Origin of the sequence: Amycolatopsis circi, from assembly GCF_003385235.1 — a bacterium.
GTDB classification, from domain to species: domain Bacteria; phylum Actinomycetota; class Actinomycetes; order Mycobacteriales; family Pseudonocardiaceae; genus Amycolatopsis; species Amycolatopsis circi.
Genome location: NZ_PQIA01000027.1, coordinates 44,534 through 65,986, shown reverse-complemented (window position 1 = coordinate 65,986; position 21,453 = coordinate 44,534). Strand labels below are relative to the sequence as shown.

At 68.8% G+C, this 21,453-nt stretch carries 22 protein-coding genes; 12 read left to right on the top strand and 10 right to left on the bottom strand.

Annotated features, from left to right (window positions below):
- Nucleotides 1-47 precede the first annotated feature (47 nt).
- From D0D37_RS14900 to D0D37_RS14870, 7 genes are all read left to right on the top strand, one after another.
- The gene (locus tag D0D37_RS14900; RefSeq protein WP_116201122.1) at nt 48-1,625 is read left to right on the top strand and encodes an amidohydrolase; all 1,578 of its coding nucleotides are present in this window, start codon (nt 48-50) and stop codon (nt 1,623-1,625) included.
- 812 nt (nt 1,626-2,437) lie between these two features.
- Nucleotides 2,438-2,878, top strand: a complete 441-nt coding sequence (locus D0D37_RS14895) for a GNAT family N-acetyltransferase (protein ID WP_116201121.1) — start codon at nt 2,438-2,440, stop codon at nt 2,876-2,878.
- Between the two features lie 112 nt (nt 2,879-2,990).
- On the top strand, nt 2,991-3,674 hold the full coding sequence (locus D0D37_RS14890) for a metal-dependent transcriptional regulator (RefSeq protein WP_116201120.1): 684 nt from the start codon (nt 2,991-2,993) through the stop codon (nt 3,672-3,674).
- 128 nt (nt 3,675-3,802) lie between these two features.
- Nucleotides 3,803-4,621, top strand: a complete 819-nt coding sequence (locus D0D37_RS14885; protein WP_116201119.1) for an LLM class flavin-dependent oxidoreductase — start codon at nt 3,803-3,805, stop codon at nt 4,619-4,621.
- A 72-nt stretch (nt 4,622-4,693) separates the two neighbouring features.
- Nucleotides 4,694-5,044: a transcriptional regulator gene (locus tag D0D37_RS14880; RefSeq protein ID WP_116201118.1), complete on the top strand. Its 351-nt coding sequence runs from the start codon at nt 4,694-4,696 to the stop codon at nt 5,042-5,044.
- A 245-nt stretch (nt 5,045-5,289) separates the two neighbouring features.
- On the top strand, nt 5,290-6,345 hold the full coding sequence (locus D0D37_RS14875; RefSeq protein ID WP_116201117.1) for an alcohol dehydrogenase catalytic domain-containing protein: 1,056 nt from the start codon (nt 5,290-5,292) through the stop codon (nt 6,343-6,345).
- Nucleotides 6,346-6,512: 167 nt separating this feature from the next.
- Complete coding sequence (locus D0D37_RS14870) at nt 6,513-7,139, top strand: alpha-ketoglutarate-dependent dioxygenase AlkB family protein (protein ID WP_116201116.1); 627 nt, start codon at nt 6,513-6,515, stop codon at nt 7,137-7,139.
- On the opposite strand, the gene D0D37_RS14865 is transcribed toward D0D37_RS14870, so the two are convergent.
- The 5 genes from D0D37_RS14865 to D0D37_RS14845 are packed head-to-tail and all read right to left on the bottom strand — an operon-like array spanning nt 7,108 to nt 11,422.
- Nucleotides 7,108-7,983 (bottom strand): 5-oxoprolinase subunit C family protein, encoded by an 876-nt coding sequence (locus D0D37_RS14865; protein ID WP_116201115.1) that lies wholly within the window; start codon nt 7,981-7,983, stop codon nt 7,108-7,110. The two genes, D0D37_RS14870 and D0D37_RS14865, sit on opposite strands and share 32 nt — an antisense overlap.
- The gene (locus D0D37_RS14860; RefSeq protein WP_116201114.1) at nt 7,980-8,585 is read right to left on the bottom strand and encodes a 5-oxoprolinase subunit B family protein; all 606 of its coding nucleotides are present in this window, start codon (nt 8,583-8,585) and stop codon (nt 7,980-7,982) included. Before D0D37_RS14860 ends, D0D37_RS14865 begins: the two co-directional genes overlap by 4 nt.
- 5 nt (nt 8,586-8,590) lie before the next feature.
- A complete protein-coding gene (locus D0D37_RS14855) occupies nt 8,591-9,340 on the bottom strand; it encodes a LamB/YcsF family protein (protein ID WP_116201113.1) in 750 nt (249 codons plus the stop codon).
- Nucleotide 9,341: 1 nt separating this feature from the next.
- Nucleotides 9,342-10,166 carry a putative hydro-lyase gene (locus tag D0D37_RS14850; RefSeq protein ID WP_116201112.1) on the bottom strand — a complete coding sequence of 275 codons (825 nt, stop codon included), beginning with the start codon at nt 10,164-10,166 and terminating at the stop codon, nt 9,342-9,344.
- Nucleotides 10,163-11,422, bottom strand: coding sequence for an MFS transporter (locus tag D0D37_RS14845; RefSeq protein ID WP_116201111.1), 1,260 nt, complete (start codon nt 11,420-11,422; stop codon nt 10,163-10,165). Before D0D37_RS14845 ends, D0D37_RS14850 begins: the two co-directional genes overlap by 4 nt.
- 147 nt (nt 11,423-11,569) lie before the next feature.
- On the opposite strand from D0D37_RS14845, the gene D0D37_RS14840 reads away from it, so the two are divergent.
- Nucleotides 11,570-12,247, top strand: a complete 678-nt coding sequence (locus D0D37_RS14840; protein ID WP_116201110.1) for a GntR family transcriptional regulator — start codon at nt 11,570-11,572, stop codon at nt 12,245-12,247.
- 287 nt (nt 12,248-12,534) lie between these two features.
- Here the strand turns inward: D0D37_RS14840 and D0D37_RS14835 are convergent, their stop codons facing one another.
- Nucleotides 12,535-13,752 carry a glycoside hydrolase family 16 protein gene (locus D0D37_RS14835; protein ID WP_116201109.1) on the bottom strand — a complete coding sequence of 406 codons (1,218 nt, stop codon included), beginning with the start codon at nt 13,750-13,752 and terminating at the stop codon, nt 12,535-12,537.
- A gap of 356 nt (nt 13,753-14,108) precedes the next feature.
- Between D0D37_RS14835 and D0D37_RS14830 the strand changes: the two genes are divergently transcribed.
- Nucleotides 14,109-14,780, top strand: coding sequence for a DUF2306 domain-containing protein (locus D0D37_RS14830; protein WP_244223517.1), 672 nt, complete (start codon nt 14,109-14,111; stop codon nt 14,778-14,780).
- Nucleotides 14,781-14,877: 97 nt separating this feature from the next.
- On the opposite strand, the gene D0D37_RS14825 is transcribed toward D0D37_RS14830, so the two are convergent.
- Both D0D37_RS14825 and D0D37_RS14820 read right to left on the bottom strand, forming a co-directional pair.
- A complete protein-coding gene (locus D0D37_RS14825) occupies nt 14,878-16,023 on the bottom strand; it encodes an acyl-CoA dehydrogenase family protein (protein WP_116201107.1) in 1,146 nt (381 codons plus the stop codon).
- Entirely contained in the window at nt 16,020-18,371 is a 2,352-nt protein-coding gene (locus D0D37_RS14820; protein ID WP_116201106.1) for a bifunctional salicylyl-CoA 5-hydroxylase/oxidoreductase, read from the bottom strand. The genes D0D37_RS14825 and D0D37_RS14820 overlap by 4 nt, the downstream gene beginning before the upstream one ends.
- Nucleotides 18,372-18,437: 66 nt before the next feature.
- Here D0D37_RS14820 and D0D37_RS14815 point away from each other — a divergent pair, with 66 nt between their 5' ends.
- Nucleotides 18,438-18,830: a RidA family protein gene (locus D0D37_RS14815; RefSeq protein WP_116201139.1), complete on the top strand. Its 393-nt coding sequence runs from the start codon at nt 18,438-18,440 to the stop codon at nt 18,828-18,830.
- Here D0D37_RS14815 and D0D37_RS14810 read toward each other — a convergent pair.
- The gene (locus tag D0D37_RS14810; protein ID WP_116201105.1) at nt 18,820-19,668 is read right to left on the bottom strand and encodes a PaaX family transcriptional regulator; all 849 of its coding nucleotides are present in this window, start codon (nt 19,666-19,668) and stop codon (nt 18,820-18,822) included. The genes D0D37_RS14815 and D0D37_RS14810 overlap by 11 nt on opposite strands.
- Before the next feature lie 143 nt (nt 19,669-19,811).
- Here D0D37_RS14810 and D0D37_RS14805 point away from each other — a divergent pair, with 143 nt between their 5' ends.
- Nucleotides 19,812-20,483: a GNAT family N-acetyltransferase gene (locus D0D37_RS14805; protein WP_116201104.1), complete on the top strand. Its 672-nt coding sequence runs from the start codon at nt 19,812-19,814 to the stop codon at nt 20,481-20,483.
- Between the two features lie 32 nt (nt 20,484-20,515).
- On the opposite strand, the gene D0D37_RS14800 is transcribed toward D0D37_RS14805, so the two are convergent.
- On the bottom strand, nt 20,516-20,962 hold the full coding sequence (locus D0D37_RS14800) for a MarR family winged helix-turn-helix transcriptional regulator (RefSeq protein ID WP_116201103.1): 447 nt from the start codon (nt 20,960-20,962) through the stop codon (nt 20,516-20,518).
- A gap of 85 nt (nt 20,963-21,047) precedes the next feature.
- Here D0D37_RS14800 and D0D37_RS14795 point away from each other — a divergent pair, with 85 nt between their 5' ends.
- The gene (locus D0D37_RS14795) at nt 21,048-21,452 is read left to right on the top strand and encodes a nitroreductase family deazaflavin-dependent oxidoreductase (protein ID WP_116201102.1); all 405 of its coding nucleotides are present in this window, start codon (nt 21,048-21,050) and stop codon (nt 21,450-21,452) included.
- Nucleotide 21,453 lies beyond the last annotated feature (1 nt).

The window sequence follows — 21,453 nt, the reverse complement described above, 5'->3', positions numbered from 1 at the left end:
GGAGGGGAGCCTAGACGTTCGATCGATCGATCGATAGTGTCGAAGGCATGCAGGTTGACGCGGTGTACGAGAACGCCAGGCTGGTCACCGGCGACACCGCGCTGGCGGTGCTGCACGGCCGGATCGTGGCGCTGGGCGACGACGCGCGCGAACTGTCCGCCCGTCGGCGGGTGGATCTCGGCGGAGGCTTCGTCGCGCCCGGGTTCCACGACGCGCACAACCACATGGCCTGGTTCGGCATGGGTCTGGACGACGTGCCGCTCAGCGACTGCCGCAGCGTCGACGAGGTGTACGCCGCGGTGGCCCGGCGCGCGGCCGAACTGCCCGCCGGGAGCTGGGTCGTCGGCAGCGGCTACGACCAGAACAAACTCGCCGGCGGCCAACACCCCGACCGGCACGGCCTCGACCGCGCCGCACCCGGCAAGCTGGTGCGGCTCAAGCACACGTCCGGCCACATGACGCTGGTGAACTCCGTGGTACTGGACCTGCTGGACCTCGCGAACGTCCCCGTCGGCGGCGACGTGGTCCGCTCGGCCGACGGCTTGCCGACTGGTCTGCTGCGCGAGCAGGCGCAGTTGCTGCTGCGTCCGCTGACGTACCCGACGCCGCTCGAATCGGTGGTCCGCGGGCTCGACCGGGCGAGCCAGCAGTACCTGTCCGAGGGCATCACGAGCGTCCAGGAAGCCGGAATCGGCGGCGGCCTGGTCGGCGAGACACCGGCCGAGCTGGCCGCGTACCAGCTCGCGCGCGAACGCGGCGTCCTGCGAGTGCGGAGCACGGTGATGGTCGCCGCGAGCGTCCTGCACGACCTGCCCGACGGTGCCGGCTTCGGCCTGGACCTGGGCCTGCGCACCGGCCTCGGCGACGAGTGGCTGCGGGTCGGCCCGATGAAACTCTTCGCCGACGGCTCGCTGATCGGCCGCACCTGCGCGATGCACGAACCGTTCGACGGCGAACCGGACAACCGCGGCTACTTCCAGGTGCCCGAGGACGAGCTGACGCGCACCATCCGCCAGGCCCACGACGCCGGCTGGCAAATCGCGACCCACGCCATCGGCGACCGAGCCGTCACGGTGGTCCTCGACGCCTACGAAGCCGCCCTCGCCGCCACCCCGCGCGCCGACCACCGGCACCGCATCGAGCACTGCGCCGTACTCCCGCCCGCGGAGCTGACCCGCCTGGCCTCGCTGGGCCTGATCGCCTCCCCGCAGGGCCGGTTCGTGAACGAACTGGGCGACGGCATGCGCGCAGCCCTCGGCGAATCGCGGGTGCCGTGGTGCTATCGGCTGCGCAGCGTCCTGGACGCCGGATGCGTGCTGCCCGCCAGCTCGGACCGTCCCGTCGTCGATGGCGCCCCGCTGCTGGGCCTCGCCGACATGGTCCACCGCCGGACGTCCACCGGCGAACCGTTCTCGGTCGAGGAGGCGCTGACCCCGGCGGAGGCCCTGCGCGCCTACACCTACGGTTCGGCCTACGCCACCTTCGCCGAGAGCTACCTCGGCACACTGGAGCCCGGGAAGCTCGCGGATTTTGTGGTGCTGTCCGCGGACCCACTGTCCACTGTGGAGAACGCCCGGGTGCTCGGCACGGCGGTGGGCGGCGAGTTGCTTTACGAGGCCTCGTGATGGGGATGCCGTCGTTCCGCTTGGCTCGCTGGGTGGGTTGCTCGCCGGGTGGCTTGCGCGCTCCGGCTGGCTCGCGTGCTCGCGACCGTGGTCCGGTTGGCTTGCGCGCTCCGGCTGGCTCGCGTGCTCGCGACCGTGCTCCGGTTGGCTTGAGCGCTTGCCGTCGCTCGCCGGTTGGCTTGAGCGCCACTCGCTGCTCGTCTGCGGGCTTGCCCGCTCGCATCCGTTCGGCGGTTCGCTTCGACGCTCCCGCGCGCTTGGCGAGGGGCTTGCCCGCTCTCCGCCGTTCGCCGATTCGCTCGAGTATCGCTCGCTGCTCGCCGATTCGCTCGAGTGTGGCTCGCTGCTCGAGGATTCGCTCGAGTGTGGCTCGCTGCTCGAGGATTCGCTGGGTTGCTCCCACCCGCCCGGCAGTTGCCTTGCGCGCTCTCCACCGCTCAGCGGCTTGCTTGCACGCTCGCGACCGCTCGCTGATTGGAACGGGTGCTCCTAGCTGTCCGGCGGTCGGCTTGCACCCTCGCCATCGTGCGGCGGGTGGCTTCCGCGCTCCTCGCCGTTCGCCGATTGGCCTGCACGCTCGCCATGGCGCACCGACGTGCTTGCACGCGCCGCGCCTCCCGAAGGCTCACCAGCCGCGCCGGTCGGCCCGCTTGCCGACTCGTCCGCTTATTCAGTTGTCGATTCACCGACCGACCGTCACCAACTCCTTCCGCTTAACGCAGCTCCACACCGGCTCCGCCGCGCCGGACTTCCCCTGCCCTGCTCTGATACCCGCACCGTAACCGCCACCACCGACAAAAAAGGGGTGCCCGATGCCCGTTCGCGACGCCGTCTTCGAGGACGTCGAGGAGATCTGCAGCCTCATCGAGGAACACGCGGTCTACGAGGACAAGCACGACCTCAAACTCGACCGCGCCGAGATGAGCGGCCACCTGTTCGGTCCGGAACCGAAGGCGTGGGTGCTGATCTGCACGCCGCCGGGACGGCCGGACGTCGTCGCCGGGTTCGCGTTCTGCAGCTGGAATTTCTCCACCTGGGAGGGCCGCCCCGGGATCTGGCTCGACGACCTGTTCATCCGCCCGGAGCACCGCAGGCACGGGCTCGGCGGAGAGCTGCTCGACGCACTGCGCGCCCGGACGACGGGGCGCGTCGAGTGGGACATGCAGGCGGGCAACGCCAAGGCGGAGTCGTTCTACGCGCAGCTCGGCGCGGAGCCGGTGCCGGGCTGGGTCCGTTACCGCTGGCGGCCGTGACTCCGCAACGGCGGGGCCAGCCCGGCGCTTCCGGCCGGGCGACCGTGCCGGACACCCGTGGACGGCCCTGACCGGCCGACCGCGGCAGGCCGGGCCCCGTATCGTATGCGGCATGGGAGATGGTTCCGTCCGGAGGTCGTCGTCGGTCGAGGACTACGTGCGGGTGATCTACGGGCTGGTCGAACGGGGCGAGGCGGTCACCAACGCGTCGCTGGCCGGGCGGCTTGAGGTGAGCCCGTCGTCGGCGTCGGGCATGGTCACGAAGCTTTCGCAGCTCGGCCTGGTCGCGCACGTGCCCTACCGCGGCATCGAGCTGACCACCGAGGGGCGTCAGCTCGCCCGGTCGGTGCTGCGCAGGCACCGGCTGATCGAGACATACCTCGTCTCCGAACTCGGCTACACCTGGGACGAAGTCCACGCCGAGGCCGACGCCCTCGAACACGCCGTCTCCGATCGGCTTGTCGAGCGCATCGCGGCCAAGCTCGGCAACCCCGTTCGCGATCCGCACGGCGATCCGATCCCGGCTCCGGACGGCAGCGTCGAGGAGCTTCCGATGCGCATCCTCGACGACCTGCCTCCCGGCGCGGTCGGCGAGATCGTGCGCGTGTGGGACACCGATCCGGACCTGCTGCGCTACCTCACCGAGCACGCGATCGGCCTCGGCGAGCGCATCGAGGTGGTCGAGCGGCAGCCGTTCGGCGGGCCGATGGTGGTGAAGGTCGGGCAGCCGCCGGACGCCGCCACGCACGCCATCGGCAAGGAGATCGCGCAGGCGTTGTCGGTGACCTTGCGCTGACCGCTCGTGAGTGCTGATGCCGGTTAGAACCGGCGTAGCCACGCACGAGGGATGCGCTCCGGGGCGTACGCGCGAATGTCGCCGCCGGACGGATGTGCCGCGAAGACCCCAAGCCGACGATAAGCGGCATGACCACTACCAAGCCGTTCCGCTTCGGGATCGTCGTCGGGTACGCGCCGGATCTGGCGGGCTGGACCGCGCAGGCTCGGCGAATCGAAGACCTCGGATTCGACACGATGTTCGCGACCGACCCGGTCGGCGGGCTCGATCCGTTGACGCTCGTTCCGGCCGCCGCCGCGGTCACCAGCAAGCTCACCCTCGGCACCTTCGTGCTCGCCGATCCGTTCCGTGCCGCGCGGAACCTCGCGTGGCAGGCCGATTCACTGCATCAGGCGACGGGCGGCCGCTTCCTGCTGGGGCTCGGCGTCGGCCATCCCGGAGCCGGGAAGCACGCCGCGACGCTGGGGCGCGAGTTCGTTTCGCCGGGGGAACGCGTCGCCCGGTTGGCGGACACCATCGAGGTGCTTTCGCAGCGCCCCGACCGTCCTCGGCTATTGCTCGCGGGCTCCGGGCCCAAAATGCTCGCGCTCGCCGCGCGCACTGCCGACGTCGTGACGTTTTCCTGGGGGCCGCGCACGACCGAGGAGCAGGCTGACTCCATTGTGGACACTTTTCGCTCGTTCGCGGGAGACCGGGATGTCGAATTGGCGGTGAACCTGTCCGCGATCGGGGACAAGCCTTCGCCGCAGCTCGCCCGCTACACCGGTGTCGACGTGCCGCAACTGGTCGCGGAGAAAGCTGTCACCGTGCTGCCGGAAAACCCCGACGCCGCTGGGGAAATGCTTCTCCGCTGGCGAGAGCGGTGGGGGATTTCCTGTGTCACGGTCAATTCCGGCTATGCGGAACCGTTCGCCGCGATTGCCCAGGCACTCTCCGCACAAGGGTGACAGCCCTTCCGATCATGCGTTATCCGGCCTACGCTGCGAGGTTTCCCAGCGACGTGGTTCGGAGCGTGTGCGATGACCGGTCAGCGAACACCGACGATCGACCGGGGGAGTACAACAGGACGGGATCTCGGGCAATTGCTCGAAACCGGCCCGTTCGCCGAAGCGCTGCGCGCGGCCATCCGGGCCCGCGGGCTCGGCCTCGAACGCATCAGATATCGGCTGCGGGGAAGGGGAACCACGGTCAGCCTCGCGACCTTGAGCCATTGGCAATCCGGACGCTGCCGCCCGGAACGCCCGGAATCGTTGCGGGCACTGCGAAATCTCGAGCAGATCCTCGGCGTCCCGGACGGGTCGCTGCGCAGGCTGCTCGGCCCGCCGCGTCCGCGCGGCCAGTTCCATCAGCCGGGCCAGCAGCTCTCCTGAGTGCGCCCGGCCGCGGCGGACGGCGAGTGCGCCGGCGTATCCCGACGCCTACGCGCCGTCGTCCGCCGCGTTCGCCCCGGACTGCCCTGCGCGCCCCCGCTCCCGCAGCTGTCCGTGAGGGGAACCCTGAGGGAATCAGAGTCCCTCAGGGTTCCCCTCACGGACCTCTACGGTGGCGGGGCCGCGCATCCGGGGGCACGCAAGCCCGGTGAGCTGAAGCCGAGGCGGCTTCTACGATCGGACTCATGCGTGCGGTCGTGATCGAAGAGTTCGGCGTGCTTCCGGAAGTGCGGGAAGTACCGGATTCGGTGACCCCGGACGGCGGGGTCGTCATCGCCGTCGAGGCGACCGGGGTGTGCCGCAGCGACTGGCACACCTGGCAGGGGCACGACGACGCGGTCCGGTTGCCGCACGTGGCCGGGCACGAACTGGCCGGGCGGATCGTTGAGGTGGGAAAGGGCGTCAAGGGCTGGGCGAAGGGCGACCGGGTGACGGTCCCGTTCGTGTGCGCGTGCGGCGTCTGCGCGCAATGCGCCAAGGGCGACCAGCAGATCTGCGACGACGAGTTCCAGCCCGGCGCGACCCACTGGGGTTCGTTCGCGGAACTGGTCGCGATCGAGCATGCCCAGACGAACCTGGTCGCGTTGCCGGATTCGATGTCGTCGGCGGAAGCTGCCGCGCTCGGTTGCCGCTTCGGGACGGCTTTCCGCGCAGTGTTGCGCCAGGGCGGTGTACGCGCGGGGCAGTGGGTGTCTGTGTACGGCTGTGGCGGTGTAGGCATCTCCGCGGTCCTGTTGGCGGCCGCTGCGGGCGCGAAGGTGGTCGCGGTTGACGTCTCGCCGCAGGCGCGCGCGTTGGCGGAGCGTTCTGGCGCCGTGCTGAGCGTCGACGCCAGTGCGTTCGACGGGCCAGAAGCGTTGGCCGCGTACGTCCGCGAGCGCACGGAAGGCGGTACGCACGTGTCGCTGGACTGTCTCGGCTCTCCGGTCACCTGTGCGGCTTCGGTGGGCAGCTTGCGCAAGCGCGGGCGGCACGTGCAGGCCGGGTTGATGCCGCCGAGTCAGGGAGTGCCGCCGATTCCGATGCATCGGGTGGTCGGCGGTGAGCTGGAGATCGTCGGGATTCACGGGCTGCAGGCGTACGAATATCCCGAGCTGCTCGGGGTGGTGGAGCGGTCCGGGATCGATCTGGACGGGTTGATCGGCACGCGGATCGGGCTGGATGGAGTTCCGGCGGCGCTCGCTGCGATGAGTGACCCGGTGCCTGCCCGGGCCGGGGTGACTGTCGTTGAGTTCGGGTGACGAATGGTGACTGGCGAACACCCTGGGTGGCGAGTCCGAGTTGTAGCTGACGAAGGCCTGGCGGGAGCCGTGACGGTGTGGAAGTGTCCGAAGCTTGGCGGCAAGTGGCGAGGGGAACCCGCCGCAGGAGCGCCCGTCAGGGTGACTCCTGCGGCCACCGGGGCGGCGTGATGGAGCTGCTGCCGCGTCCGCGCAGAGAAATCTCACCGGGAGCGGTGCACGTCCCGGATTGGCTCACCGAGCAAGAACAACGCGACCTCGTCACGGCCTGTCGCGGCTGGCGCGGTTACCGTTCGACCCGGCTGCCGAGCGGCGGGGTGATGTCGGTGCGCACGGTCTGTCTCGGCTGGCAGTGGCTGCCGTACCGCTACGACCGGCTGCGCGAGGACGGGTCGCAGGTGGAGCCGTTCCCGGACTGGCTGGCCGACCTCGGCCGCCGCGCGCTCGCCGACGCCTACGACCGGCCAGCCGACGATTACCAGCCCGACGTCGCGCTCGTGAACTACTACGACGACACCGCGAAAATGGGCATGCACCAGGACAAAGACGAGCGTTCGACGGAGCCGGTGGTCTCGCTCAGCCTCGGCGACACGTGCGTGTTCCGCTTCGGCAACACCGAGCACCGAAACCGGCCGTACACCGACGTCGAACTGCGCTCGGGCGACCTGTTCGTATTCGGCGGCCTGGCGCGGTTGGCATTCCACGGAGTGCCGAAAACGTTGCCGGGCACTGCGGATCCGGAGCTTGGGCTGACTGGGCGGCTTAACCTGACGTTGCGGGTGTCGGGGATGTGAACCGGACCCGTTGCCCTGGTCGGAGTTGCGCGGCGAGGTCCAAATCGTCCTCGTCCACCACGGCAGCGACGGGGTAGCCGCCGGTGACCGGGTGGTCGGCGAGGAACAGGATCGGCACCCCGGACGGCGGCACCTGCAGCGCGCCGGAGACGGCGGCTTCCGGGGCCAGTTCGCCGACGCGGGCGCGGGTCAGTGCTGGGCCGTCCAGGCGGACGCCGACGCGGTCGAGGTCGTTCGTCACGGTGTAGGCACCAGTGAGCAAAGTGGACAGTGCGGACTCGGTGAACCAATCCAGCCGCGGTCCGGGTTCCAGTCGCAGCACGGGTTCTTCCGCAAGACGGGTCAGCGGGGCGAGATCGACACAAGGGTTGCCCTGTACCACCGAACCGATCGGCAGCGACATTCCGGCCGCGAGGACGGGCGGGCCGAGTTTGCCCAGCGTGTCGGTAGCTCGCGCGCCGAGCACCGGTGGCACGTCCAGGCCGCCGCGCACCGCGAGGTAGCTGCGCAGGCCGAGCGAAGCGACGCCTAGTTCGAGTTCGTCTCCGGGTCGCAGCACGATCGGCGCACCCACGGCGGCGGCCCGCCCACCAGCGCGGATCGGCACCTGCGCGCCGGTGACCGCGACGGTGGTGTGTTCGGAAACCCGCAGCCGAAGGCCGCCGAGGGTGATCTCCAGCGCCGCATGCGTTTCGGGGTTGCCGACGAGCCGGTTCGCCAGCTTCAGCGAACCTCGGTCAGCTGCGCCGGACCGGCCAACGCCGACTGCTGCGTACCCAGGGCGGCCCAGATCTTGCACGGTCGCGAACGGACCGGGCGCGAGGATCTCGATTTTGCCGGTCACCGGATCGCCTCGAACCGCACGAGGGTGCCTGGGGCCAGCAGGTTTGGCTGTTCGCGGTCGACGTTCCACACCTGCGCATCGCTGTGGCCGAGCAGATGCCAGCCGCCGGGCGACGGGTGCGGGTAGATCGCGCTGTACTCGCCTGCGATGGCCACCGCACCCGCGGGCACGCGCGTGCGCGGCGTGCGGCGGCGCGGCAGGTGCAACGCCGGATCGAGGCCGGTCAGGTAGGCGAAACCGGGCGCGAAACCGCAGAACGCCGCGACATAGGTGCCTGCCGAATGGCGTTGCACCACTTCGGAAACGGACAGTCCGGTGGCCTCGGCGACGTCCGCCAGGTCAGCGCCGTCGTAGCGAACCGGCAGGGTGACAGTGGAGACCGAGCGCGCAGAGACGTCCACTGTGGACAGTGCGGCCAGCGAACGAGTCAAGGCGGCGGAATCGGTGCGGGCCGGGTCGAAACGGACCAGCAGGGTGCGTGCGGCGGGGACGAGTTCGACAACGCCCTCGGGCTGGGCGGCTTCGCAGGCCGCTTGGAACCCGAGCACGTCATCGACCTCCACCAGCAACGCGGAACGGCCGTAGCGCAAAACAGTGCTCATACCGCTCACACGAACGACCTCAGCACAACGCCGGATTCGGTGAGCAGCTCGCGAATCCGCCGGGCCAGCTCGACCGCACCGGGCGTATCTCCGTGCACGCAAAGGGAATCTGCCGGCAATGTGAGCTTGCCGCCGTCGGCGTCGACGACCTCGCCGGTGGTCGCCATGGTGAGCGCGCGCGCGGCGACTTCGTCGGCGTCATGCAGCACCGCGCCTGGCAGCTTGCGCGACACCAGCCGTCCTTCGGGCGTGTACGCGCGGTCGGCGAACGCTTCTGCGTACGCAGGCACGCCTGCCGCTTGAGCCGCGCGCAGCATTTCGGAGTCCGGAGGACACAGCAGTGCCAGATCGGTGTGATAACGCCGTACGCCTTCGACAAGCGCAGCTGCCTGCTCCGGATCGACAGCTGCGGTGTTGTACAGCGCGCCGTGCGCCTTCACGTAACGCACGCAGCTGTGCGCCGCGCGCGCGAAGGCGTCGAGAGCGCCGATTTGGTACAGCACTTCGTCCGCGAGGTCTTCCGGCGCGATGTCGAGCGCGCGACGGCCGAAGCCGGCCAGGTCGCGGTAGCCGACGTGCGCGCCGATGGTGACGCCGCGTTCCGCCGCGCGTTCGCACACCCGGCGCATCACGCGCGCGTCGCCCGCGTGGAAGCCGCACGCGATGTTCGCGCTGGTCACGATGTCGAGCATGGCTTCGTCGTCGCCCATGGTCCAGGCGCCGAAGCCTTCGCCGAGGTCGCTGTTGAGGTCCATGTCATCCCACCTGGTAGTCGCGGTCGGGTTGGTCGGTCAAGAACATGTATCCGGGAGCGTGCGTGATGGCGAACGGCGGCCGGGACGCCATCAGCGCCGCCTGCGGGGTGACGCCGCAGGCCCAGAACACCGGCACGTCACCGGGCTGAGCGTCGACCGGATCGCCGAAATCCGGCCGGGCGAGGTCGGCGATGCCCAGTTCGGCCGGGTCGCCGACGTGCACCGGAGCGCCGTGCACCGCGGGCATCGCGGCGGTGATGCGCACGGCGTCCTCGACCAGGGTTTCCGGAATCTGCCGCATCGACACCACCATCGGGCCGCTCAGCCGTCCAGCAGGTTCGCACTGCCGGTTCGTCACGTACATCGAGACGTTGCGGCCCTGCTCCACGTGCCGCAGCGGGATGCCCGCGGCGCGCAGCAACGTCTCGAAACTGAAGCTGCAACCGATGGAGAACGCGACCATGTCACTGCGCCACACCCCGGTGGCGTCGGTGATTTCGCTGGTCAGCGCGCCGTTGTGCCAGACGCGGTAGCGCGGCAGGTCGGTGCGCAGGTCCGCGCCGGGCGCGAGCCGCGTCGCCGGGTCGCCGGGTTCGCTGACGTCGAGGACCGGGCACGGCCGCGGGTTGCGGGCGCAGAACTCGCGGACGTCGTCGGCCCAGTCCGCGGGGACGGCGATCAGGTTGGTCTGCGCGTAGCCAGCGGACCAGCCGGTGGTCGGGACATCCAGGCCAGCGCGGAAGAGGGAGCGGGCCTGGCCTGGGGAGGTCGTGAGTGCTGATGCCGGTTCTAACCGGGATTGCCACTCACGAGACGTCGCGCTCATACCTCCACCAGTTCCTTGCCTCGCGTTTCCGGCAGTCCGAGCAGGGCTACCGCGGCGATCGCGTAGCCGACCGCGCCGAGGACGATCGCGCCGCCCGCGCCCAGAAAGCCCACTACCGCAGGGAAAGCGGCACCGACCGCGCGGCCGAAGTTGTAGGTGAAGCCTTGTCCGGTGGCGCGCAGCTCGGTCGGGTACAGCTCGGCGAGGTACGCGCCGAAGCCGCTGAAGATCGCCGAAGTCGAGAAGCCGAGGGGGAAACTGATCAGCAGCATCAGCCCGTTCGCGCCGTAGGGCAGCTGCACGAAGAGCACGATCAGCAGCGCGGAAATGACGGAGAACAGCAGGAACGTCTTCTTCCGGCCGAGCAGGTCGGTGAGGTAGCCGCCGCAGATGTAGCCGATGAACGCGCCCGGGATCAGCAGCGCGAAGTAGCCACCGGTGTTGACCACGGACAGGCCGCGACTGCTCTGCAGATACTTCGGCATCCAGGTGAAGAGCGTGTAGTAACCACCCTGGACGCCGGTCGCGAGGAGCGCGGCGAACACCGTGGTACGCAAGAGATTCGGGCGGAAAATCCCCGCGAGCGAGCCTTTGACTTTGGCCGAAACCCGGCGCGCGGCCGCTTCCGGTGCGTCCTCGACACTGCGTCGGACCCACAGCACGAGCAGCGCCGGAATGACGCCGACCCAGAACAGCACGCGCCACGCGATGGCTTGGTCGAGCACGCTGAACAGCACCGTGTAGACGATCACCAGCAGGCCCCAGCCGACCGCCCACGCGCTCTGCACGAACGCCACCGTGCGGCCGCGGTACTTGGCCGAGCAGTACTCGGCGACCAGCGCGGCGCCAACGGCCCACTCGCCGCCGAACCCGAGTCCCTGCAGGCCGCGGAAGATCAGCAGCGTTTCGAAGTTGGGCGCGAATCCGCAGAGCACGGTGAAGATCGTGTACATCGCGATGGTCAGCTGCAGCGTGCGGACACGGCCGATGCGGTCGGCGAGCACGCCGGCTCCGACACCGCCGATCGCGGACACGACCAGCGTGACGGTGCTGAGCAGGCCCGCCTCGCCGGACGTGATGCCGAAGTAGGCGGTGATCGCGGCCAGGCCGAAGGGGAGGGTCTGGTAGTCGAACGAATCGAGGCCGTAGCCGCCGAACGCGCCGAGGAAGGCGCGGCGGCCCTTGTGGCCGAGCGAGCGATACCAGCCGAACGGGCGGGCCGCGTTCGCGGTGCCGTCGGCGACGTTGACGTTCATAGGGCACCTCACAGGGGGACGAACTCATGGTGGCACGAGTCACATGGCCGCTACCGTACGGATCGTTCAACAATTCCACAAGTCCCCCATTTTATTGTTGACCGTCCGCTGGCTACGCTGGGCGACGTGGTCACCGACGGAGAGCCCATGGGCCTGGAAGCGGATCGCGGCCTGCTCGGCCGGACGAGCACCGCGGAGCGGGTCGCCGGCGTGCTGCGCACGCGTGTTTCCGAGGGGTACTTCCTGCCTGGGGTACGGCTTTCGGAGCAGGACATCGGCAGCGCGCTCGGGGTCTCGCGCAATACGCTCCGTGAGGCCTTCCGGTTGCTGACCCACGAACGGCTGCTGGTGCACGAGCTGAACCGCGGGGTGTTCGTGCGGGTGCCGAGCGTCGAAGACGTGCGCGACATCTACCGAGTCCGCAAGATCATCGAATGCGCTGCGGTCCGCGAGGTGACCGAGAAGCCGGCGGCGTACGCGAAGATCGCCAGCACTGTCGCGGACGGCGATCGCGCGGCGAAGCAGGCGCAGTGGCAAGACTTGGGTACTGCGAACATCCGCTTTCATGCGGAACTGGCGGCGCTCACCGGCAGCGAGCGCATCGTCGAACTGATGCAGGCGCTCGCCGCGGAGCTGCGGCTGGTGTTCCACGTGATGGCCGATCCGCGCCGCTTTCACGAGCGGTATCTGCCGCGGAACCACGAAATCCTGGACGTGCTCGTGACCGGCGACGGGATCCGTACGGCGGAGATGCTCGCGGTCTACCTCGACGACGCGGAAGCGCAGCTGGTCGAGGCCTACGCGGAGTTGTCCGGCACTCGCTGAGCGGTCCGGCCGAAACCGGCCGGTTTGCCCGGGAAGGCAGCGAGAATGGCCGTTCGGCCCATCCTGTCACCCGGAGGTCTCCACGGCGCCCGAGGCCTGGCTACCTTCGGCAGTGGGCCGCGTGAGAGCGCCGCCCCGGGCGCCGGGACCCCCAGCCGACGCGCGGAGGACGGCTCCTGGCCGGGCGGTTGACTTCGGTCCCGCCCGGCCCGCGCGGTTTCCGCGGCGGACCGTGGCCACCGGGGGGAGGTCACGGCCCGCCGTCTCTATTCGTCCACAGTGGACGGCTACTGGTTCACCGACCATTTCTGGTTGACGTTGCCGGTGCACCTCCACAGCTGCAGTTTCGTCCCGTTGGCCGAACTGACCCCCGCCGCGTCGAGGCATTTGTTCGCGTGCGGGTTGACGATGTCGTGCGCCGCGGTCACGACCCACTGCTGCGCGTTGCTGTTGTTGCAGTCGTACATCTGGACCGGGGTGCCGTCGTCGGTGCCGGAGTACTTGACGTCCATGCACTTGCCGAGCGCGCGAATGGTCCCGTCGCCGCCGATGGTCCAGTTCTGCGCGGCGTTTCCGTTGCAGTCGGTGATCTGCAGCTGGGTGAAGTTCGCCGGATTGGCCCAGGGCACATCGACGCATTTGCCGCCGATGCCGATGATCCGGCCGCTGGACCCGCCGTCGTTGCTGGTGTTCACGTGCACGTAGTCGACGACCAGCTGCTGCGGGAATTGCGTGTTGCCGTCCGGATCGCCGGGCCAGTCGCCGCCGACCGCGAGGTTCAGGATCAGGTAAAAGGGATGGTCGAAGACCCAGCGGTTGCCGTTCAGATCGGCCGGGGTGCGGGTCTGGTACGCGTTGCCGTCGACCGACCAGACGATCTTGTTCGGCGACCAATCGACCGCGTAGGTGTGGAAATCGTCGGCGAAGACGGGGCCGTTGTACGCCGCGCCGATTCCGCCCGCGCCGGAGTAGCCGGGGCCGTGGATGGTGCCGTGCACGGTGTTCGGCTCCTTGCCGATGTTCTCCATGACGTCGATTTCGCCGTCGTTTGGCCAGTTTCCGCCGCCGAGCATCCAGAACGCGGGCCACATGCCCTGGCCGCGCGGGATCTTCATCCGGGTCTCGACGTGGCCGTAGGCCTGGCTGAATTTGCCGGCGGTGTTGAGCCGGGCGGAGGTGTACTGGCAGGTGCCGTACCAGCAGGTGTGGCCGGAGTTTTCGCGTTTGGCGGTGATGACCAGGTGGCCTTGGCCGTCGAGGGCGCCGTTGGCGGCTCCGGCGGTGTACCACTGGCGTTCGTGGTTGTTGCCGTTGTTGTCGCCGGTTTCGTAGGTCCATTTCGACCCGTCGGCGGCGGCTCCGGCCGGGCCGTTGAAATCGTCGGTAAAGCTCTCGGCGGCGGATGCGGTGGGAGGGGCGAGCACCGCTGGGGCGGTCTGAAGGCCGAGCGCTAAGAGCGCCGCCGCGGCGAGGGCGGTGGGGACGCGTCTGAGGAATCTGGGCATGCTTGGTCACCTCGGTTTCGGGGAGGAACCTTGAACGAGGGAGTGCTTTGTTGTGGCGGGCAACAAAGTAGGAAGAGTATGCCTGGTCTGGACCTCTGCGGCAATGGTCCAGGTCCGTGAGGGGAACCCTGAGGGACTCAGAGTCCGTGAAGGTTCCCTTCACGGACAGTTCGGGGGGTCACCTGGGCGAGGGTAAGGCTGTCCCTACTGAGGTGACGCCAGTCGGCACCATGGTTCGCCGGAAGCGTCCGTCCTACGTTCGGAAGTGCCAGCCGAGACGACGACGGAGAGAGGCCGACATGACGGCGGGGACGGATCTTCGACCACCGCGGGCCACGCCCGCAGGGGAGCGAACGGTGCGGGTCGAGCCGAGAAAGCACTGGTGGCGGCGGCCGTGGGTCGGGCCGCTGGGATTGGTCGTAGTCGCGTTCCTGGCTTATTCGCTGCCGCCGTATCTGGCGTTCGATCCGGCGCAGTCACGGGTCCCGTCGACGTTCCCCGCGCACTACCTGTTCCTGGTGGGGCACGTGGTGTTCGGGTCGATCGCGATGGTGACCGCGTTGCTGCAGATCTGGCCGTGGATCCGGCGGAAGTACCCGGTGCTGCATCGCTACTCCGGCCGCGCGTACGTGTTCGCGGGAGTGCTGCCGTCCGGCCTGCTGGCGTTGACGATCGGCGCGGCGACTCCGTTCGGGCCGGTGACGCGGGCTAGTGACGTGCTGCTCGCGGTGCTCTGGCTCGGTACGACATGGGCGGGCTATCGCGCAGCTCGCGACCGTCGATTCGGCGATCATCGGCGCTGGATGGTCCGCAGTTTCGCGCTGACGATGTCGATCATTCTCAACCGGCTCATCGGCCCGATCGCGGCGATCTTCCTGGAACCGCAAATCGCCACCACGTTCGGCGGCAGCGAGATCGCGTTCGGGCAGTCGATCGCGGCGCTCGGGGCGTGGGTGAGCTGGACGGTCGCGCTGATCGCGGCGCAGCTGTGGCTCGACCGGAAACCGAAGCGCCGCGTCAGTGTTTAGCCCTGGCTGAATAGTTTGGCTTCCGCGCCGCCTGCTTGTTAGAACACCAACAGGCGGCGCGGATGCATTCGGTGCGAGGGGTACACCGAATGGCGGCTCATCCGCGCCGCTGCAGGGAACGCGCGATGATCGTCCGCTGGATCTCCGACGCGCCTTCGTAAATGCGCGGTGCGCGGACTTCTCGATACAGATGCTCCAGAAGGTGCCCGCGCTGCAGTGCTCGGGCACCATGCAATTGCACCGCTTGATCCACGACGTATTGTGCGGTCTCGGTCGCGAACAACTTCGCCATTGCCGCGCGACCGGCCAGGTTCTGCTCGCCCGCGTCGTAAGCCGCTGCGGCGGCGTACACCAGCAGGCGGCCAGCTTCCGTTCGCGTCGCCATCTCGGCCAGCGTGTGGGCCACCGTCTGCTGCTTCACCAACGGGCCACCGAAGGCCTCGCGCGAAGCCGTGTACTCGACGGTCGCGTCGAGGGCTGCTTGCGCCATGCCGACGGCGAAGGCGCCGACGCTCGGGCGGAACAGATCCAAAGTTCGCATGGCTACGGCGAAACCACGGTTTTCCTCGCCGAGCAGTTCGTCGCGATTGACTCGGACGCCGTCGAACACCACGGTGCCAATCGGGTGCGGGCTTACCAAATCCAGGTGTTCGCCGCTGAGTCCGGCGCGGTCGCCGGGGACGACGAAGGCGCTGACGCCGCGTGCGCCGGCGTCGGGAGTAGTGCGGGCGAAGACCGTGTAGAAGTCGGCTTCCGGGGCGTTCGAGATCCACATTTTCGTGCCGGTGAGCCGCCAGCCGTCACCATCGGGCTCGGCGGCTAGTTGCAGGGCGGCGGCGTCGGATCCGGCGTCCGGTTCGGTCAACGCGAAAGCGGCGACGGCGTCACCAGCGGCGACGGCGGGGAGCCAGCGCTGAACCTGTTCGTCCAAACCGGACTGGAGTACTGGGTAGCTGCCTAGGCCCTGCAACGCCAAGGCGGTCTCGGCTTCGGTGCTTTGCGTGGCGAGGGCTTCGCGCAGCAGGCACAGATCGGTCGCGGCGGCTTGCCGAGTCGGCTGTCCACTTTCGACACCGGGGAAGAGCCGCGCGAGTAAGCCGTGTGAGCCCATTGCCTTGAGCAGCGGGCGGTTTACCGCGCCTTCGGCACCGGCGGCGGCCAGTTCGACTAGCTGTTCGGCGGCGATCTTCCGGACGGAAGCGGCGTAGGCGGTCTGTTCCGGAGTGAAAGCGAAAGCGTTCATCGGGCGTCCTCCGGTCGCCAGCGGGCGTGGGCGGTTTGGTGGCCGCCGGTGCGTACCAGGTCGAGTCGCGGTTCTGGACCGTCGGAGCGGCCGGTCTGCGGTGGGCGTTTGCCCGCTGCCCACTGTTTCGGCCACGCCACCGGATACTCCTGCGCGGCGGCGGCGTGCAGAGTCCATTGTGGATTGAAAAGGTGGGTGCGCCCGAGTGCGCACAGATCGGCTCGACCTGCCAGGATGAGCGAGTTCACGTCGTCGTAAGAGGAAATCGCGCCGACGGCGATCACCGCGGTGCCGTATCGGCGGCCGACCTCGTTGCGGATCCGGTCGGCGTACGGCGTTTGGTAGCTGCGGCCGAACTTCGGCTTTTCCTCGCTGACCACCTGGCCGGTCGACACGTCGATCGCGGCCGCGCCGTGTTCGGCGAACGCCTGCGCGATGGCCACGGCTTCGTCGGATTCGTTGCCGCCCTCGAACCAGTCGGTGGCAGAGATCCGGACCGTCAGCGGACGGTCGGCGGGCCACGCGGCGCGGACCGCGTCGAAGACCTCCAGCGGGAAGCGCAGCCGGTTTTCCGGGGAGCCACCGTAGGAATCGGTGCGCTGATTGGTCAGCGGGGAGAGGAAGGACGACAGCAGATAGCCGTGCGCGCAGTGCAGTTCGAGCAGATCGAACCCGGCGCGCGCGGCGGCTTCCGCGGCGGCCACGAACTGATCCCGGATCTCGCCCAGCTCGGCGACACTCAGCTCACGCGGCGTCTGGTTGTTCGGCGAGTACGGCAGCGCGGACGGTGCGCAGACCTCCCAGTTGCCTTCCGGCAGCGGGTCGTCAATGCCTTCCCACATCAGTTTCGTGGAGCCCTTGCGGCCGGAATGTCCCAGCTGCAACCCGATCTTCGCCGGGGTTTCGTGGTGCACGAATTCGACAATCCGCTTCCACGCGGCTTCCTGCTCGGAGTTGTAAAGCCCGGGGCAACCCGGCGTGATCCGGCCTTCGGCGGACACGCAGATCATCTCGGTCATCACCATCCCGGCTCCGCCGAGCGCCTTGCTTCCCAGGTGCACCAGGTGGAATTCGCCGGGCACGCCGTCGACCGCGGAGTACATGTCCATCGGCGACACGATGATCCGGTTCGGCAATTCCAGCGAACCGATCCGCACGGGCTGGAACATCGGCGGCGCCACGGAAGTGCCGAGCGAATCGGCGAACCACTGATCCAGCGACGCGGCGAATTCCTTGTCCCGCAGCTTCAAGTTGTCGTAGGTGACGCGACGGCTGCGGGTAAGCAGGTTGAACGCGAACTGCTCCGGTTCCTGGTGCGTGTACTGCGCCAGATTCTCGAACCACTCCAAGCTCGCCTGCGCCGCACGCTGCGTCGACGCGACGACTGGACGGCGCTCTTCTTCATACGCGGCAAGGGCTTCCGGGACACTCGGCTGTTCGTGCAGGCAAGCGGCGAGCGCGAGCGCGTCCTCCATGGCGAGCTTCGTGCCGGAACCGATCGAGAAATGCGCAGTGTGCGCGGCGTCGCCGAGCAGTACGACATTGTCGTGGACCCAGCTGTCGCAGCGGACGGTGCCGAAGGTGGCCCACTTGGAGTTGTTGGCCAGCAACTGATGTCCGTCGAAAATGTCGCCGCACAGTTCGCGGATCAGCTCGATCGACTTCTCGTCGCTTTCGCCCGGGCCGAGTCCGGTGGCGGCGATCGGGCCGAATGCCCGCTGCCACACGTCTTCGTGCATCTCCAGGATGAATGTGCTGCCGTCGCGGCCGTACGGATAGCCGTGGACCTGCATGATGCCGTGCGGCGTTTCGAGCACGTAGAACTTGAACGCGTCGAAGACGAGGTCGGTGCCGAGCCAGATGTAGCGGCACTGCCGGGTCTCGACGCTCGGCCGGAACGAATCGGCGAACGCCGTGCGCACCGCGGAGTTCACGCCGTCCGCCGCGACCACGAGGTCGGAAGAAGCGGCCAGCTCAGCCGGATCCGGCGCGACACTGCGGAAACGGACATCAATACCCATTTCGCAGCACCGCTGCTGCAGGATCGCGAGCAGCCGTTTCCGGCTCATCGCGGCGAATCCGTGCCCGCCGGAGGTCGAGACGGTGTCGCGGTAGTGCACGTCAATGTCGTCCCAGCGCGCGAACTCCCGGCTCATCGCCTCGTGCACGGCCGAATCGGCGTGCTCGATGCCGCCGAGCGTCTCGTCGGAGAAGACGACGCCGAAGCCGAACGTGTCATCCGGCGCGTTGCGCTCCCAGACCGTGATCTCGTGGTCCGGGCCGAGTTGTTTCGCGAGCACGGCGAAATAGAGGCCCGCTGGCCCGCCGCCGACTACTGAAATCCGCACGCGACCCAGGATATGTCGTGTGTCCTACGGTCGTCAAGAATACGATAGATGGGTTACGCTCCCGGCATGGAGCGGATCAATCCCCCCGAACTGGGCAAGCCGTCGGGGTTCTCGCACGCGGTGGCGGCGCAGGGCCGGTTGGTGTTCCTCGCCGGGCAGACCGCGCTGGACGCGGACAACCGGATCGTCGGCGACGGCGTCGTGGAGCAGTTCGAGCGCGCGCTCGGCAACCTGCTCACCGCGTTGCGCGCGGCCGGCGGCGAACCCGCGGACCTGTGCAGCCTGACTGTCTACATCGTCGACATGGACGATTACAAGGCGCACGCGCGCGAGATCGGCCGCGTGTGGAAGCGGCTGGCGGGCGCGGATTACCCGGCGATGGCGGGCATCGGCGTGAACCGGCTGTGGGATGTCGAGGCGCTGGTGGAAGTGCAGGGCTACGCGGTGGTCAACCGCTGAGCACCTGCTGCAGGTGGGTACGCGCGGCTTCTTCGAGCCGGTCGTGCAGCGTGAAGAACACCTCTGCGGCGCGGATGCCGGACCAGCCCTCGGGAAGCAATTCCGCGGGCAGGCACGGGTCGAGGTACGGCATCCGCCGCCAGCCGGTGAGCACGCGCAGGTAATCGGCGAACGCTTCGTCCGCGGGTGTCGTGCGGCGGCGCTGCCACCGGCGCAGCGCCGGTTCGTGCTCTTCGAGGAACGCCGTGTACAGCTCGTCCAGCTGGTCCAGGTCCCACCATTCGCGCACCTTCTCGCGCGGATCGCCGAACGCGAGGTGCTCGGCGCGGAACACGTCGGCGTACTCGGCGAGACCGAGCCGCTCCAGCGTGCCGACGGTGGCCTCGTACAGGTGCGCCGGCGCGATCCAGACGCCGGAAGACGCGGTGCCGAAGCCCAGCCGCGACAGTTGAGTGCGCAGCACGTGCCGCTTGTGCCGTTCGGCTTCCGGCACCGAGAACACCGCGAGCAGCCAGCCGTCGGCGAGTTTCGCGCGATCGCGGCGGAAGATTCGCTCGTCGCCTTCGCGGAGCAAATCCAAGGCAGTAACGGACAATTCGTACCCGGCGGCTCCGTCGCGGCGCACCGCTTCGAGCACCCCGCGCCGTTTGAGCCTCGAAATCGATGACCGGACGGCGGGTTCGTCGACCCCGACCGCGGCGAGCAGATCGATCAGCGAGGCGACCGAAAGCCACTCGCCTCCCGCCTGGTGGTGCACGCCGTAGACCGACACAATGAGGTGCCGGGGCTGGGCCGCGCGCCCGCTGTCGGCATCGGCTGCTTCCGGTACGGCCGTCACCCGATCACCATACAGTGCTGTTTGTTGCCAATCCGACTACCGCTAGAGGCGGAGACGGGTTTCTCCGAGCACCTCGGCCGCGGACCGGATCCGCCTACTTCTGGTCGGATTGGCAACAGGCTAGGGGTAGCATTTCCGGCGCGATGGCGTTTGTGAGCAATGCACCTTTGGCGAGCCGGCTGACCCGCCGCGGACGGCTGATGGCGAAACGCACCTGCGACCGGCGGGGACACGCCTTCGCGTTCGGCCGGTTCCTTTTCCGCACCCCCACCGCGTGGGAGTACGCGTCGGCGGTCGCGGGCGGCAGCGATCCGGCGGCGCAACGCTGGCTCGGCTGGCTGGCCGACTCCGTGGTCGCCGAACCGATGCGCGGCGAGGCGCTGCGCGTCATCCCCGGCACCGGACCGGACTGGACCACGCCGGACCCGCATTCGGTGGACGTCGTCGCGATCGATCTCGTGGCGGGCCGCTGCGCCGGTCTCGTGAGCGTGCACGCGGGCGAGGACGGCGGTCCGGAAACCGGCGGCTACCTCGCGCCGGAGTATCGCGGACAGGGATTCGGCCGGGACCTGTTCGCCGCCGGTCTCGTACTGGCGCACGAGCATCTCGGGCTTTCGCGGGTGCGCGCGGGCGCAGAGGTCGGCAACGTCGCGAGCGGCCGTTCGCTGGAAGCGGCGGGATTGCGCCGGGCGCCGGGGCCGCCGCGGTACACGCTGCCGGACGGGCGCGCCTGCGAGGCGTGGTGGTTCCAGCACGACGCGGCTTGGCCTCGGACGTGCGCTGGACCGCAGGCGCAGTGGCTAGTCGCCTCGTGAGTGGCGATCACGGTTAGAACCGTGATCGCCACTCACGAGTACTCCTCGTAGACCTTCAGCGTCTTGACCACCAATGCCCGCTCGCTGGGACTCAACGGCCGCAACGCCGCCTCCCACGCCTTCGCCCCGCGAGCGAGCCACGCGTCCACGGCCGGCCGCTTGTCCGCGTGGATGCTCACGATGGTGCGCCGCCGATCGTCCGGGTCCTCGGCACGTTCCAGCACGCCTTGCCGGGACAGGTCGCCGATCATCAGACTCGCTGTGGTGGGCGCGATTTCGAGCCGTCCGGCGAGTTCGTTGACCGTCATCGGGCCGTCGAACAACAGATAGGCCAGGAGCGACAGATGCCGCGGCGCGAGCGTGACGTCGTCGAGTTCCGGAGGCGGCGGCGTCCGCTTCGCGCGTCCGACGAGGCGGGGCATGAGGAGCAGCAGTTCGCGGACCCCGTCCTCGACGGTCGGGCCGGATTCGGTGGCCATGCCGCGACAGTACCTGCGCGTGTGTTGACAGCCCGATTCGCGCGATCCTAGGTTTGTTGTTACATCAGCAACAGGGAGTTTTCCGATGTCGGACTGGAATCAGCAGATTATCGACGAGTTTCACGCGAACGGCGGCAAGGTCGGCGGCATGTTCGAGGGCAAGAACATGGTGCTGCTCACGCACACCGGCGCGAAGAGCGGCAAACAGCGGGTGACTCCGCTGGTGTACACCACCGACGGCGACCGGATCGTCGTCGCCGCGTCCAAGGCAGGCGCGGACACCAATCCGGACTGGTACCACAATCTCGTCGCCAACCCGTCCGTCACGGTCGAGGTCGGCACGGAGAAGTTCCCGGCGACGGCGAAGCTCGTGGAAGACCGCGCCGAGCGCGACCGGCTGTACGCCGGGATGGTCGCGCACTCGGAGGGCTTCGCGGACTACGAGAAGAAGACCGACCGCGTGATCCCGATCTTCGTTCTCGAACGCTGAA

What these genes read in the sequence shown, in the direction of transcription:
- D0D37_RS14900 (WP_116201122.1), top strand. Translation starts at nt 48, where the DNA reads ATGCAGGTTGACGCGGTGTACGAGAACGCCAGGCTGGTCACCGGCGAC.
- D0D37_RS14895 (WP_116201121.1), top strand. Translation starts at nt 2,438, where the DNA reads ATGCCCGTTCGCGACGCCGTCTTCGAGGACGTCGAGGAGATCTGCAGC.
- D0D37_RS14890 (WP_116201120.1), top strand. Translation starts at nt 2,991, where the DNA reads ATGGGAGATGGTTCCGTCCGGAGGTCGTCGTCGGTCGAGGACTACGTG.
- D0D37_RS14885 (WP_116201119.1), top strand. Translation starts at nt 3,803, where the DNA reads ATGACCACTACCAAGCCGTTCCGCTTCGGGATCGTCGTCGGGTACGCG.
- D0D37_RS14880 (WP_116201118.1), top strand. Translation starts at nt 4,694, where the DNA reads ATGACCGGTCAGCGAACACCGACGATCGACCGGGGGAGTACAACAGGA.
- D0D37_RS14875 (WP_116201117.1), top strand. Translation starts at nt 5,290, where the DNA reads ATGCGTGCGGTCGTGATCGAAGAGTTCGGCGTGCTTCCGGAAGTGCGG.
- D0D37_RS14860 (WP_116201114.1), bottom strand. Translation starts at nt 8,585, where the DNA reads ATGAGCACTGTTTTGCGCTACGGCCGTTCCGCGTTGCTGGTGGAGGTC.
- D0D37_RS14855 (WP_116201113.1), bottom strand. Translation starts at nt 9,340, where the DNA reads ATGGACCTCAACAGCGACCTCGGCGAAGGCTTCGGCGCCTGGACCATG.
- D0D37_RS14850 (WP_116201112.1), bottom strand. Translation starts at nt 10,166, where the DNA reads ATGAGCGCGACGTCTCGTGAGTGGCAATCCCGGTTAGAACCGGCATCA.
- D0D37_RS14845 (WP_116201111.1), bottom strand. Translation starts at nt 11,422, where the DNA reads ATGAACGTCAACGTCGCCGACGGCACCGCGAACGCGGCCCGCCCGTTC.
- D0D37_RS14840 (WP_116201110.1), top strand. Translation starts at nt 11,570, where the DNA reads ATGGGCCTGGAAGCGGATCGCGGCCTGCTCGGCCGGACGAGCACCGCG.
- D0D37_RS14835 (WP_116201109.1), bottom strand. Translation starts at nt 13,752, where the DNA reads ATGCCCAGATTCCTCAGACGCGTCCCCACCGCCCTCGCCGCGGCGGCG.
- D0D37_RS14825 (WP_116201107.1), bottom strand. Translation starts at nt 16,023, where the DNA reads ATGAACGCTTTCGCTTTCACTCCGGAACAGACCGCCTACGCCGCTTCC.
- D0D37_RS14815 (WP_116201139.1), top strand. Translation starts at nt 18,438, where the DNA reads ATGGAGCGGATCAATCCCCCCGAACTGGGCAAGCCGTCGGGGTTCTCG.
- D0D37_RS14805 (WP_116201104.1), top strand. Translation starts at nt 19,812, where the DNA reads ATGGCGTTTGTGAGCAATGCACCTTTGGCGAGCCGGCTGACCCGCCGC.
- D0D37_RS14800 (WP_116201103.1), bottom strand. Translation starts at nt 20,962, where the DNA reads ATGGCCACCGAATCCGGCCCGACCGTCGAGGACGGGGTCCGCGAACTG.
- D0D37_RS14795 (WP_116201102.1), top strand. Translation starts at nt 21,048, where the DNA reads ATGTCGGACTGGAATCAGCAGATTATCGACGAGTTTCACGCGAACGGC.